Source organism: uncultured Massilia sp. (genome assembly GCF_913773735.1).
GTDB lineage: Bacteria > Pseudomonadota > Gammaproteobacteria > Burkholderiales > Burkholderiaceae_D > Telluria.
On the sequence record NZ_CAJYEB010000023.1, the window covers coordinates 390,025 to 402,402 of the forward strand.

At 68.3% G+C, this 12,378-nt stretch carries 13 protein-coding genes; 7 read left to right on the plus strand and 6 right to left on the minus strand.

What is annotated here, in order from left to right:
• Positions 1–17: 17 nt before the first annotated feature.
• Genes QZ749_RS11405 through QZ749_RS11430 form a run of 6 tightly spaced genes read right to left on the minus strand, consistent with a single transcriptional unit; the run spans position 18 to position 5,591 of the window.
• The gene (locus tag QZ749_RS11405; RefSeq protein ID WP_296946704.1) at positions 18–485 is read right to left on the minus strand and encodes a flagellar export protein FliJ; all 468 of its coding nucleotides are present in this window, start codon (positions 483–485) and stop codon (positions 18–20) included.
• Positions 482–1,795, minus strand: a complete 1,314-nt coding sequence (gene fliI / locus QZ749_RS11410) for a flagellar protein export ATPase FliI (RefSeq protein ID WP_296946705.1) — start codon at positions 1,793–1,795, stop codon at positions 482–484. Before fliI ends, QZ749_RS11405 begins: the two co-directional genes overlap by 4 nt.
• Positions 1,792–2,469 carry a flagellar assembly protein FliH gene (gene fliH / locus QZ749_RS11415; RefSeq protein ID WP_296946709.1) on the minus strand — a complete coding sequence of 226 codons (678 nt, stop codon included), beginning with the start codon at positions 2,467–2,469 and terminating at the stop codon, positions 1,792–1,794. Before fliH ends, fliI begins: the two co-directional genes overlap by 4 nt.
• Positions 2,466–3,488, minus strand: coding sequence for a flagellar motor switch protein FliG (locus QZ749_RS11420; protein ID WP_296946711.1), 1,023 nt, complete (start codon positions 3,486–3,488; stop codon positions 2,466–2,468). The genes fliH and QZ749_RS11420 overlap by 4 nt, the downstream gene beginning before the upstream one ends.
• A complete protein-coding gene (fliF, locus tag QZ749_RS11425) occupies positions 3,469–5,235 on the minus strand; it encodes a flagellar basal-body MS-ring/collar protein FliF (protein WP_373896816.1) in 1,767 nt (588 codons plus the stop codon). The genes QZ749_RS11420 and fliF overlap by 20 nt, the downstream gene beginning before the upstream one ends.
• 11 nt (positions 5,236–5,246) lie before the next feature.
• Positions 5,247–5,591, minus strand: a complete 345-nt coding sequence (locus QZ749_RS11430; protein ID WP_296946714.1) for a flagellar hook-basal body complex protein FliE — start codon at positions 5,589–5,591, stop codon at positions 5,247–5,249.
• Positions 5,592–5,942: 351 nt separating this feature from the next.
• Here QZ749_RS11430 and QZ749_RS11435 point away from each other — a divergent pair, with 351 nt between their 5' ends.
• The 7 genes from QZ749_RS11435 to flhA are packed head-to-tail and all read left to right on the plus strand — an operon-like array spanning position 5,943 to position 12,251.
• Positions 5,943–6,797 carry a flagellar motor switch protein FliM gene (locus QZ749_RS11435; RefSeq protein WP_296946715.1) on the plus strand — a complete coding sequence of 285 codons (855 nt, stop codon included), beginning with the start codon at positions 5,943–5,945 and terminating at the stop codon, positions 6,795–6,797.
• Between the two features lie 3 nt (positions 6,798–6,800).
• Positions 6,801–7,163, plus strand: coding sequence for a FliM/FliN family flagellar motor switch protein (locus QZ749_RS11440; protein ID WP_296946717.1), 363 nt, complete (start codon positions 6,801–6,803; stop codon positions 7,161–7,163).
• Positions 7,160–7,936, plus strand: coding sequence for a flagellar type III secretion system pore protein FliP (gene fliP, locus QZ749_RS11445; protein ID WP_296946720.1), 777 nt, complete (start codon positions 7,160–7,162; stop codon positions 7,934–7,936). The genes QZ749_RS11440 and fliP overlap by 4 nt, the downstream gene beginning before the upstream one ends.
• 30 nt (positions 7,937–7,966) lie before the next feature.
• Positions 7,967–8,236 carry a flagellar biosynthesis protein FliQ gene (gene fliQ, locus QZ749_RS11450; protein ID WP_296946722.1) on the plus strand — a complete coding sequence of 90 codons (270 nt, stop codon included), beginning with the start codon at positions 7,967–7,969 and terminating at the stop codon, positions 8,234–8,236.
• A 10-nt stretch (positions 8,237–8,246) separates the two neighbouring features.
• Complete coding sequence (gene fliR / locus QZ749_RS11455) at positions 8,247–9,026, plus strand: flagellar biosynthetic protein FliR (protein WP_296946725.1); 780 nt, start codon at positions 8,247–8,249, stop codon at positions 9,024–9,026.
• Positions 9,019–10,161, plus strand: a complete 1,143-nt coding sequence (locus tag QZ749_RS11460) for a flagellar biosynthesis protein FlhB (protein ID WP_296946728.1) — start codon at positions 9,019–9,021, stop codon at positions 10,159–10,161. Before fliR ends, QZ749_RS11460 begins: the two co-directional genes overlap by 8 nt.
• Positions 10,158–12,251, plus strand: coding sequence for a flagellar biosynthesis protein FlhA (gene flhA / locus QZ749_RS11465; RefSeq protein WP_296946730.1), 2,094 nt, complete (start codon positions 10,158–10,160; stop codon positions 12,249–12,251). The genes QZ749_RS11460 and flhA overlap by 4 nt, the downstream gene beginning before the upstream one ends.
• The last annotated feature ends 127 nt before the right edge of the window (positions 12,252–12,378 follow it).

Genomic DNA, 12,378 nt, shown 5'->3' on the forward strand with positions numbered 1-12,378 from the left:
TCTGATTGCCGTCCGGCTCAGCCGGCGCGGCCGGCCAGCCACGATTGCGTGGCGACGTCGTCCTCGCGCTTGCGCTGGCCGCGTTCCTGCTCGCGCGCGAACGCGTCCTCGTGCCGCTCGAGCACCTTGCCCAGCAGTTCGCGCCGCGTCCACGCCTGTTCCAGCTTGCGCTGCGAGACCGCCATGTTCGCCTCGTGCAAATGCAGGTCGGTGCGGTGGGTGTCCGCCAGCGCGAACACGGCCTGCTTGTAGTCGCCGCAGTTGAGCGCCAGCGCCGGCGACAGCGGCCGCGCGCCCGCCTGGCCGGTCGTCTGCGCGCCGGACGGACCGCTGCCCTCGGCCAGCGCGACCAGCGTGGCGACGCTGCTGGCGTAGCGCGCGCGCACCGCCTCCTGCTTCGCCAGGTCGGCCTGCAGGCGCTCGACTTCGGTGCCGCGCAGGCGCACCAGCGTGCCCAGGCTGCGGATCGTATCTGCCTTGCTCATGCCATCAGCGCCTTCAGTTGGTCGATGCAGGGGGCGAACGGGGCGTCCTCGCGCGTGCCCTGGCACAGGAAGGCCTCGATGTGCGGATGCAGCTTCACGGCGCGGTCGGTTTCCGGGTCGGCGCCGGGCTGGTAGGCGCCCAGCGGGATCAGGTCGCGCACGCGCGCATGCCTGGCCATCGCCGCCTTCAGCTTGCGCGCGGCGAGCGCGTGCTCGGGCGTGACCACCTGGGCCATGCAGCGGCTGATCGACTGGGCCACGTCGATGGCCGGGTAGTGGCCGCGTTCGGCCAGTTCGCGCGACAGCACGATGTGCCCGTCGAGGATGGCGCGCGCGCTGTCCACCACCGGGTCCTGCTGGTCGTCGCCCTCGGCCAGCACCGTGTAGATGGCGCTCATGCTGCCGGTGGCGCCTTCGCCGTTGCCGGCCGATTCGACCAGCTGCGGCAGGTGCGAGAACACCGACGGCGGGTAGCCGCGCGTGGCCGGCGGCTCGCCCAGCGACAGCGCCACCTCGCGCAGCGCCATCGCGTAGCGGGTCAGCGAATCGCACAGCAGCAGCACGTTCTGGCCGCGGTCGCGGAAGTGCGCCGCCACCGCGTGGCACAGTTCGGTCGCCATCACCCGCATCACGGGCGATTCGTCGGCCGGCGCCACCACCAGGACCGCGCGCTTCATGCCTTCCGGGCCGAGCGAGCGCTCGACGAATTCGCGCACCTCGCGGTTGCGCTCGCCGATCAGGCCGACCACGATCACGTCGGCCACGGTCTGGCGCGTGATCAGGCCCAGCAGCACCGACTTGCCGACGCCGGAGCCGGCCATCAGGCCGACGCGCTGGCCCTTGCCGATCGTGAGCATGGCATTGATCGCGCGCACGCCGACGTCCAGCGGCTCGTCCACCGGCGTCTTGCGCAGCGGGTTGACGCGCGGCGGGGCGCTCGGCAGCGGATGGTCGCCCTTCAGCGGGCCGAGGTCGTCGATCGGTTCGCCCAGGCCGTTCACCATGCGGCCCATCCAGGCCGGGCCGATGCGGGTCTCGCTCGGGCCGGCCGGCAGCACGCGCGCGCCGGTGGCGAGGTTGTCGGCCTTCTTGAACGGCATCAGGTACGTGACCTTGTCGCGAAAGCCCACCGCCTGCGCGTCGAGCCAGCCGCCGTCGACGGTCTCGACGCGGCAGCGCTGGCCCGTGTGCAGCTTGCAGCCGGTGCTCTCGAGCAGCAGGCCCTGGACCGCGACCAGGCGCCCGGTGGGCGTGGCCACCGGCACCGCGCCGATCTCGAGCGAGCGCAGGGTGTCGGCGAGGGCGCTCACTCGGCCTCCCCGTCGCTGGCGGCCAGGCCGTCGCGCACCTGTTCCATGCAGGCGGCGAGGCGGCCCTGGCAGCCGGCATCGACTTCGTGGTCGCCGGCCTTGACGCGGCACTCGCCCGGCTCGAGGCTGGGGTCGGGCAGCAGGTTCCACTTCTTGGCGCGCTTCGGATCGAGTTCCTGGATGCGCTTGAGTTCTTCCGGATTGAGCAGCACCTCGACGTCCTCGCGCGTGGGCGGCATCGCGGCCAGCGCCTCGTCGACCAGGTTCAGCATCTGCACCGGCTGCAGCGCCAGTTCGGCGCGGATCACCTGGCGCGCGATCTTGCCGACCAGGTCGACGACCTCGTTGCGCTGGGCGTTCTTGTATTCGGTCTTGAGCTTCTTGAGCGCGCGCAGCAGCGCGTCGACCGGCTTGGACAGGTTGTCCAGCTCGGCCTGGGCGCGGGCGCGCGCCTCGGCGACGCCGCGCTCGACGCCTTCCGCATGGCCGGCGTCGTAGCCGTCGGCGCGGCCCTGTTCCAGGCCGGCGTCGTAGCCGTCGCGCTGGCCCTGGCGGTAGCCGTCGGCCACCGCCCCCTGCCAGTCTTCCTGGGCGGTGGGCGAGGGCGCGCTCTTGCCGGGCGCGGCCGAGAACTGGGCCAGCGGCGGGAAGTGGTAGGGCCGGAACTGCTTCATTCGGCGGTGGCCTCGGCGAACAGCTGGACTTCGATCTCGCCGTTGTCGACGAGCTCCTTGACCGACGCCATGATCTCGCGGCGGGTCTGCTCGATGCGCGACATCGGCACGGGGCCGGAACGGCGCATCAGGTCCTCGAAGCTCTGCGCCTGGCGCTTCGGCATGGCGCCGAGGATGGCGTCGCGCAGCAGCGGCTCGGCGCCCTTGAGGGCGATGGCCCACTGCTCCAGCGGGATCTCGTCGAGCAGGCGCGTGACGACCTGCTCGGTCTGGCGCGACAGGATGAAGAAGTCGTACATCGACATCTCGATCTTGGACACGACGTCCGGATCGTGGGCGCGCAGCAGCTCGACCATGCCGGCGCGGTTGTTCGGCAGGCGGTTCAGGATCTCGGCGGCCTGGCGCACGCCTTCGACGGCGGTGCTCTGGGTGTCGAGCGCCGACAGGCAGCGCTGCACCAGCTCTTCCAGCTCGCGCAGCAGGTCGCGGTCGATCTCTTCCAGGCGCGCCAGGTTCAGCAGCACCAGCTCGCGGCCGTCCTCCGGCAGGGCGTCGATGATCTGGCCGGCCAGGCTGGGCGGCAGGAAGGCCAGGAACACGGCCTGCATCTGCACGTGCTCGGCGGCGATGTACTCGGCCAGCCACTTCGGCGACGCGTACTGCAGGCGCGCCATCATCGGCCGGATGGCGTCGCCGTAGATCGTGTTCAGCACGCTGTTGGCGATGTCGTTGCCCAGCGCGAGGTCGAGCGAGCGCTTGAGGTAGCTGCGCGAGGCGCCGTGCAGGCCGCTCTGCTGGCGGTAGTCGTCGAAGAACTTCTGGATCGAGGTCTTGACGGCATCGACCTTGATGCCGCTCATCCGGCTCATCACCTGGGTCAGCTCGATCAGCTCTTCGCGCTCGAGGCAGCGCAGCACGGCGGCCGCGGGCTCCTCGCCGATGGACAGCAGCACGATCGCGGCCTGTTCGACCGGGGTCAAGACCACTTCCTGCTCGTCGTTATTGTTCAGATCCGCCATTTTTCTTCTGCACCCATTGTTTGACCACTTCCGCCACCCGCTCCGGCTCCTTGCCGGCCAATACCTTCAGGTGGTCGACCATCACGTCCACGGCCGAACCGGCCGGGGGCAAATCGTAGTTTTCCAGCAGCGGCTGGACCGGCATGGTGCCCGGCATCGCCAGGCCACCCGCCGCGGCCGGCGTGCCCGGCAGGGCCGCCGCCGCCCCCGCCAGCGCCGGGGTGGCGCCGGCGCCGGCCGGCGCGGCCAGCGCCGCGGCATTGCCCGCGGCCGCGGTGGCGCCGGCGCCCGCCAGGGCCGGCGCGCCGGTGGCCGGGATCGTGGCCAGCGGGGCCGGGGCCAGGCGCTGCGTCAGCAGCTTCATCAGCGGACGCAGCACCAGGAACCAGCCCAGCAGGGCGCCCAGCGCGTACATCGCCCAGCCGGTCATGTCGACCACGTTGTCGCGTTCCTGCCACCACGGCTCGGCCGCGACCGGCGCCGGGAAGTTCAGCGAGGACACGGCCAGCACGTCGCCGCGCGCCGCGTCGATGCCCAGGCCGCCGCGCAGGATCTTGTCGATGTTCGCGATCTCGGCCGGGGTCCAGCCGGTCTTGGCATTGCCCGCCTTGGCATTGTTCAGCACCACGGCGACCGACAGCTTCTTGAGGCGGCCGCGCGAGCGCTTGATCTGGGTGATGGCGCGGTCGTAGGCGTACTGGCGGGTGGTGGCGTTCTTGCGCGCGCTGCCGTCGTCCGGCTTGGCGGCGTTCGGATCGGCCGGCGCGTTCGGATCGGCCGGCGGGTTGGCCGGCACCGGCGGGCGGTTCGACAGCGTGCCCGGCACGCCCAGCGCCATGCGGTTCTTCTCCATCTCCTCGCGCATCGCTTCGCTGGTGACCTTCGGGGCTTCGCCGTATTTTTCCTGGGTCTCCTCGACCTTGTCGTTGTCGACGTCGGCCGTCACGCTGACCTTGAAGTTGTCGGCGCCGAGCACGGGGCCGAGCAGCTCGTTGACGTTGCCGCGCACCTCGTCCTGGAAGCGCTTGGCGGCGGTATCGCCCTGGGCGGCGCCGTCGAAGCCGTCGGCCAGGTCCACGCGCGAGGATAGGTAGTTGCCGTTCTGGTCGACCAGCGACACGCGCGCCGGCGCCAGGCTGGCGACGCTGCCCGAGACCAGGTTGACGATCGCCGCGATCTGCTCGTTCGACAGGCTCTTGCCCGGCTTGGTCGCGATCACCACCGAGGCCGAGGACTTGTCGCCGTCGGCGGCGACGAAGGAGCTCGACTTGGCGATCGCCAGGTGCACGCGCGCCGAGGCGATCGCGTCCATCGTCAGGATCGACTGCGCCAGCTCGCCTTCGAGGCCGCGGCGGAAGCGCACGTCCTGCACGAACTGCGACACGCCCAGCGGGTCGTTCTTGTCCATCAGCTCCAGGCCGGCCGGCAGCTGCGCGGTGACGCCCTTGGCGGCCAGCAGCATGCGCACCTTGCCCAGCTGGGACGCGGGGACCAGCACCTGGCCGGACTCGGGATGCACGCGGTAAGGGACGTGCTCGGCCTCGAGCACGCTCATCATGTCGCTGGCGGCGACCTTCTCGCGCGCGCCGAACACCGGCTTGTAGCCCGCCTGGTCGTTCCACATGTACAGCATGACGGCCGCGGTGATGCCGATGGCCAGCACCAGCATCGGGGTCAGGTTCTTCGACAGCGAGGCCGGCAGGGCCAGGCGCTTGCCGGCGAAGGTATTCTTGAGGGTAGCGATCACGTTCGTTCCTGTCACACCGGGAGCTTGAGCAGCTCGTCGACGGCGCCCATCACCTTGTTACGGACCTGCATCAGCATCTGGAACGACAGGCTGGCCTGCTGCGAGGACAGCATCGCGCCGACCAGGTCGTCGCTCTTGCCGCTGTCGACGGCCGCCATCTTTTCGCCGGCGACGCGCTGTTCGTTGTCGACACTGGCCAGTGCATCCTTCATGCTTTGCGTGAACGAGGCATTGCCGTTGTTGTTGCCTTGCACAAGCTGGCCGGCATCCATTGCCGGCATGACGGCGAGGCGGCTCGCCTCGTTGGTCAGCGCGGCCAGGTCAGCCTGGATCAGGCCGGCAAGTTCAGTTGCCATCGTTGTTGGACTCCCATGCGTGAGGTTGGCGTATCGTAACAATTACTTAAAATTGTCAATGAATTACTGGTGACAAATGTTGCCGCAATTCACTTTAATTGCAGCAATTGTTAAATCGTTAGTTTCGTGACATCGCTTGGTTTCTTCTGCGGAACCGGCGAGAATAGCAGCTGTCGTTCTGACCACTCTCAGTAAATTTTTGTTTTTCAAGGGCCAGTCCCCGCATCTTACCGTAGGGCAATCGCGAATTCAAAGAGGAATATCATCTGATCCGACACACTTTAACGGGTATAATAGTTTCCCAGAAGAATGAAAAAATAGTATTACCAATTAACATTTTTTTATCGATCCATGTCGAACGCCACCCCTGACAATAACCCGCAGTACCAGGTGCTGGACCCCACGCTGCTGGGGCGTCCCGTGCACCTGCTGCCCCAGTTTGCCGGGCGTCTGCAGGACGACCTGGATGCTGCAATGCAAGGTAGCGCACGCCGTTACTGGGCCGGATGGCGCCTCGAGAACGTGGAATTCGGGCGGGTGCCGCGCGAGCAAAACCTGCGCTGGATGGCTGTCAATGGGGCACTTGGATCGGTTTGCGTCGTGTTCGAACGTTGTTTGCTGCTGACACTGTTGGAGCGGCGCTACGGTGGCCGTGGCGCATCCGCAACGCAAAAAGACCCCCAGACGGAGCGGGTCACCGCGACGGAAGAGCGACTGACCGTCGTATTGACGCAACAAACTGTCGATCTGTTGTATGCGCGCGTCGCTGCCAGCACGGGAATGGAGGTGGCGCCGCGGCCGGTGGCCGCCGCCGCCGTGACCGCCGCGCCGGCGCCGGCGTCCAACGCCTGGGCTGTGCGTATACAAGTGCGCAACGCCGAGGACCAGGTCGGCCAGTTCTGGATCGCGCCCGACCAGCAGTTGATGGCCGCGATCCTGGGCAGCCTGCGCCCCGAGCTGCCGCGCGGCCCCGGCGCGCGCGGTCCCGCCGAGCCGCTGGCGGCGAAGCTGCAGGTCAAGCTGGAAGGGCGCCTGGCCAGCAAGGAAATCACGCTGGGCGCGCTGTTCGACCTGAAGGTCGGCGACGTCATCCCGGTCGACGTGGGCCGGGCCGACGTGCTGCTCGACGAGGCGCGCCTGTTCACCGCCGCGGTGGCGGAGAGCCGTGGCAAGCTGTGTTTAACTTCTTTCGAAGATGCCGAATAAATTATGGATATGAACCTGAACGATCAATTCGCTGCCGGTGGCGATCTCATCATCGATGACCTCGCCGGCGACGAGGCCGCCGCCCCCGCGCCCGCCGCGGCGCGCGCCCCGCGCCTGCCGCAGATGATGCGGCGCATTCCGGTGACCCTGACGCTGGAAGTGGGCTCGACCCGCATCTCTCTGCAGGAACTGATGTCGATCGGCCCGTCCAGCGTGCTGCCGCTCGACGCGCTGGCCGGCGAGCCGCTGGTCATCAAGGTCAACGGCGCCGCCATCGGCCGCGCCGAAGTCGTGGTCGCCGGCGAGCAGTACGGCCTGAAGGTGATCGACCTGGACGGCCTCAACCTGGACATGCTGACGTCATGATGTGGTCGAAGGGCGGCGCGCTGCTGCGCCGCTATGCGCCGGCCGCCGCCGGCGCCGCATTGCTGCTGGCCGCCGCGCATGCATCGGCCGCCCCGGCGGGACAGGACGTCCTGCCGGGCGTGATCCCCGGTTCGAGCAGCGGCCTGACGGTGAAGTCGCAGATCCTGGTCCTGATGACCATCCTCGGGCTGTTGCCCGTGATGGTCATGATGATGACCAGCTTCACCCGCTTCGTGATCGTGCTGTCGCTGCTGCGCCAGGCCCTGGGCCTGCAGCAGGGCCTGCCCAACCGCATCATCACCGGCGTGGCGCTGATCCTCACGCTGCTGGTGATGCGCCCGGTCGGGATGCAGGTCTGGAACGAGGCCTTCGTCCCCTACGACAAGGACCGCATCTCGCTGGAGCAGGCGCTCAAGACGGCCGAGGTGCCGCTGTCGCGCTTCATGCTGGCCCAGACCAGCAAGACGGCGCTGGCGCAGATCGCGCACCTGGCCGGCGAGCCCGCCGCGATGGCGCCGATGGAGCGCGCCTTCACGGTCAAGCTGGCCGCGTTCGTGCTGTCGGAACTGAAGAGCGCGTTCCAGATCGGCTGCATGCTGTTCATCCCGTTCCTGATCATCGACCTCGTGGTCTCGTCGGTGCTGATGGCGATGGGCATGATGATGCTGTCGCCGCTGGTGATCTCGCTGCCGTTCAAGCTGCTGCTGTTCGTGCTCGTCGACGGCTGGACCCTGACCGTGAACACGCTGGTCGGCAGCATCCACGGCGTCTAGCGCCCCGTTTCCATTCAATCCGTACTCCGCATGACTCCTGATATCGCCGTGGACGTGGTGGTCGAAGCCCTGCAGCTCGTGATGCTGCTGGTGATGGTGCTCGTGGTGCCGGGCCTGGTGGCCGGCGTCGTCGTCGCCCTCGTGCAGGCCGCCACCCAGATCAACGAACAGACGCTGAGCTTCCTGCCGCGCCTGCTGGTCACGCTGCTCGCGCTGATCCTGGCCGGGCACTGGATGACCGTCAAGCTGATGGACTACTGCGTGGCCGTGTTCCAGCGCGCCGCCAGCCTCGTCGCCTAGCGCCGCGTCGATGATCGAAGTCAGCAACATGCTGTTGCCGTTGATCGGCGCGCTGTGGTGGCCGTTCTGCCGCATCATGGCCATGCTGACGACCGCGCCGGTGATCGGCGACGCGATCGTGCCGGTCCCGGTGCGCGCGCTGCTGTCGCTGGTGCTGGCCTTCCTGGTGCTGCCGGTCACGCGCGGCGCGCCGATGCCGGACCCGTTCTCGCTGGCCGGCGTGGTGACGATGGTCGAGCAGGCCGTCATCGGCGGCATCCTCGGCTTCGCGCTGCAGCTGACGATGGCGGTGGTGAACATGCTGGGCTTCCTGGCGTCGAGCCAGATCGGCTTTTCGATGGCGCAGATGAACGACCCGGTCAACGGCCAGCAGTCGGACGTCGTGTCCGGCCTGCTGGGCCTGGTGGCCATGCTGGTGTTCTTTTCCGTCGACGGCCACCTGGTGCTGGCCGGCGTGATGGGGCAGAGCTTCCATGCGTGGCCGGTGGCGGGCGGCTGGAAGCCGCTGCTGCTCGAGGCGGTGGCGCTGAACGTCGGCTGGGTGTTCTCGGCGGCCGTGCTGCTGGCGCTGCCGATCGTGTTCTCGACGATGGTGGTGCAGATCGGCTTCGGTTTCCTGAACCGGGTGGCGCCGTCGCTGAACCTGTTCTCGCTCGGCTTTTCGCTGGTGACGCTGTTCGGCCTGGTGATGCTGGTCCAGGTCGTGCGCTTCATCCCCGAGCACTACGTGCAGATGACCAACCAGGTGCTGGAGATGCTCCAGCAGCAGATGAGGGCGGCCCATGGCTGACAACCAGACCGGCGGCGACAAGACAGAGAAGGCGTCCAGCCAGAAGCTGCGCAAGGCGCGCGAGCAGGGCCAGGTGGTGCGCTCGAAGGACCTGGCCACGGCGGTCGGCATCCTGGCCAGCCTGAAGCTGTTCGTCCTGATGCTGCCGACGCACCTGGAATCGTTCCGCGCGCTGTTCCGGCTGGTGTACGCGCCGCTGGGCGCCGCCGGCTCGATGGAGAACGCGCTGTCGGTGGTGTTCGGCGCCAGCGCGCTGCTGCTGGTGCAGATGATCCTGCCGCTGCTGGGCGTGCCGCTGGCGATCCTGGCGGCCAGCCTGGTGCCGGGCGGCTGGGTCATGTCGGGCAACAACCTGGTGCCGAAGTTCGAACGTTTCAGCCCGGCGCGCAACCTGGGCCAGCTGGCCTCGGGCAAGCACTGGAGCACCTTCGGCATCTCGGTGGGCAAGGCCGCGCTGCTGGGCGTGGTGCTGGTGCACGCGACCCGCTCCGGCGTGGGCGCCTGGGTCGAGCTGCAGCGCATGCCGCTGAACGACGCCATCCTGCACGGCGCCTCGATGATGTTCGACGGCCTGATGGCGCTGGTGTCGGTGTTCCTGATCTTCGCGCTGATCGACGTGCCGCTGCAGTCCTTCCTGTTCGCGCGCAGCCAGCGCATGAGCAAGCAGGAAGTGAAGGAGGAATACAAGAGCACCGAGGGCAAGCCCGAGATCAAGGGACGCATCCGCCAGCTGCAGCACCAGATGGCGCGGCGCAGCGTGAACAAGACCGTGCCGACGGCCGACGTGGTGATCGTCAATCCCGAGCACTACGCCGTCGCCCTGAAGTACGATACCGACCGCGCCGAGGCCCCGTTCGTGGTGGCCAAGGGCGTCGACGAGATGGCGCTGTACATCCGCGCCGTCGCCGCGCAGCACAAGATCGAGACGGTGTCGCTGCCGCCGCTGGCGCGCGCGATCTACAACACCAGCCAGGTCCAGCAGCAGATCCCGGCGGCCCTGTACCAGGCCGTGTCGCAGGTGCTGAACTATGTGCTGCAACTGAATGCATTCCGCGCAGGCCGGCGCCAGGCGCCCCCGCGGTTCCCGAATGAAGTGGCCGTGCCGGCCCATTTGAGCGAGGTGACCCCGACATGAACCAGATCCAGAACCTGATGGCCGAGCTGCGCCGCCACAAGTTCGCCACGCCGGCCTTCCTCGTGGCCATCCTGGCCATGATCATGCTGCCGCTGCCGCCGGTGCTGCTGGACGTGCTGTTCACGTTCAACATCGTGCTGGCGCTGATCGTGATCCTGGTGTCGGTGTCGGCCAGGCGGCCGCTGGACTTCTCGGTGTTCCCGACCGTGATCCTGGGCACCACCCTGATGCGCCTGGCGCTGAACGTGGCGTCCACGCGCGTGGTGCTGCTGCACGGCCACGAGGGCACGCACGCGGCCGGCCAGGTGATCGAGGCCTTCGGCAACGTCGTCATCGGCGGCAACTTCGTCGTCGGCCTGGTGGTGTTCGTGATCCTCATGATCATCAACTTCGTGGTCGTGACCAAGGGCGCCGAGCGCATCTCGGAAGTGTCGGCGCGCTTCACCCTGGACGCGTTGCCGGGCAAGCAGATGGCGATCGACGCCGACCTGAACGCCGGCCTGATCAACCAGGAAAAGGCCCAGCAGCGCCGCAAGGACGTGGCGACCGAGGCCGACTTCTACGGCGCCATGGACGGCGCCTCGAAGTTCGTGCGCGGCGACGCCATCGCCTCGATGCTGATCCTCTTGATCAACATCGTCGGCGGCGTCGCGATCGGCGCGCTGATGCACGACCTGTCCTTCGGCGACGCCTTCCGCCAGTACGCCCTCCTGACCATCGGCGACGGCCTGGTCGCGCAGATCCCGGCGCTGCTGCTGTCGGCCGCCGCCGCGGTGCTGGTCACCCGCATCAGCGACTCGGGCGACTTCGAGCAGCAGGTCAGCGGCCAGCTGCTGGCCCAGCCGCACGTGCTGTACTCGGCCGCCGGCGTGATGGTGATCCTGGCGCTGGTGCCGGGCATGCCGTGGTTCTACTTCATGGTGTTCGCGGGCGCGCTGGGCTACGTCGGCTGGCGCATGGCGCACCGGGTGGCGCCACCGGCCGCCACCGACGTCGCCGCCATCGAGGCCGCGCTGCGCGAGGACAAGGCGCCGGAACTCGACTGGCAGCAGCTGCCCGTGGTGCAGCCGATCGCGCTGGCCGTCGGCTACAAGCTGGTGCACATGGTCGACAAGGCCCAGGGCGAGGTGCTGAGCAAGCGCGTCAAGGGCGTGCGCCAGAGCCTGTCCGAGCAGATGGGCCTGCTGCTGCCGCCGATCGGCGTGCGCGACGACCTGACGCTGCGCCCGAACCAGTACGCGATCGCCATCAACGGCACCGTCGTCGCCGAGGGCGAAGTGCAGCCCGACGCGCTGATGGCAATCGCCTCGCCGAACGTGTACGGGGAGCTGGACGGCATCCCCGGCATCGAGCCGGCGTTCGGCATGGCCGTGACCTGGATCGCGCCGGACCAGAAGGCCCATGCGCTGGGCCAGGGCTACCAGGTGGTCGAGGTCGCGAGCGCGATCGCCACCCACCTGTCGAAGGTGACCAAGGACTACATGGCCGAGCTGTTCCGCCACGAGGACGTGCCGGCCATGCTCGAGCGCCTGACGGCGCTGTCGCCCAAGCTGGCCGACGCGCTGGGCAAGGCCCTCACGCATACCCAGCTGCTGCGCGTGTTCCGCGTGCTGCTGGCCGAGAACGTGTCGCTGAAGGACATCGTGGTCATCGCCACCACGCTGCTGGACAGCGCGGAGACGACCAAGGACCCGATCCTGCTGGCGGCCGAGGTGCGCTGCGCGCTGCGGCGCCAGATCGTGTCGGGCCTGTACGGCAAGAAGAAGGACATGCCGGCGTTTAACCTGTCGGGCGACCTGGAGAACATGCTGCTCGGTTCGCTGAACCAGGCGCGCCAGAACAACGGCGGCAAGGTCGCGCTGGACAACTACCCGATCGACCCGCAACTGCTGTCCCAGCTGCAGCTGAACATGCCGGTGGCGCGCGAGCAGATGAAGCAGGCGCACACGCCGCCGCTGCTGCTCGTGCTGCCGCAGATCCGCCCGCTGCTGGCCCGCTACGCGCGCCTGTTCGCGCCGGGGCTGCACGTGCTGTCGTACAACGAAATCCCGGAAAACCGCGAAGTCTCGATCGTCGGCACCGTCGGCTGACCTTGACCCACCACAAACCGGGGTCAGAGCCGGGCTCTGACCCCGGTTTGCGGAAGCGCAAGTGGGCGTGAAATCCGATTTCATCGGAGGGCTTCGGGTGAAATATTCTTTCGCGTCCAGCCGGCCG

Bases quoted from the DNA above. Each gene is read 5' to 3' on its own strand.
- fliQ (WP_296946722.1), top strand. From the start codon at position 7,967: ATGACTCCTGATATCGCCGTGGACGTGGTGGTCGAAGCCCTGCAGCTC.
- QZ749_RS11420 (WP_296946711.1), bottom strand. From the start codon at position 3,488: ATGGCGGATCTGAACAATAACGACGAGCAGGAAGTGGTCTTGACCCCG.
- QZ749_RS11440 (WP_296946717.1), top strand. From the start codon at position 6,801: ATGGATATGAACCTGAACGATCAATTCGCTGCCGGTGGCGATCTCATC.
- fliP (WP_296946720.1), top strand. From the start codon at position 7,160: ATGATGTGGTCGAAGGGCGGCGCGCTGCTGCGCCGCTATGCGCCGGCC.
- fliR (WP_296946725.1), top strand. From the start codon at position 8,247: ATGATCGAAGTCAGCAACATGCTGTTGCCGTTGATCGGCGCGCTGTGG.
- fliH (WP_296946709.1), bottom strand. From the start codon at position 2,469: ATGAAGCAGTTCCGGCCCTACCACTTCCCGCCGCTGGCCCAGTTCTCG.
- QZ749_RS11460 (WP_296946728.1), top strand. From the start codon at position 9,019: ATGGCTGACAACCAGACCGGCGGCGACAAGACAGAGAAGGCGTCCAGC.
- QZ749_RS11435 (WP_296946715.1), top strand. From the start codon at position 5,943: ATGTCGAACGCCACCCCTGACAATAACCCGCAGTACCAGGTGCTGGAC.
- flhA (WP_296946730.1), top strand. From the start codon at position 10,158: ATGAACCAGATCCAGAACCTGATGGCCGAGCTGCGCCGCCACAAGTTC.
- QZ749_RS11430 (WP_296946714.1), bottom strand. From the start codon at position 5,591: ATGGCAACTGAACTTGCCGGCCTGATCCAGGCTGACCTGGCCGCGCTG.
- QZ749_RS11405 (WP_296946704.1), bottom strand. From the start codon at position 485: ATGAGCAAGGCAGATACGATCCGCAGCCTGGGCACGCTGGTGCGCCTG.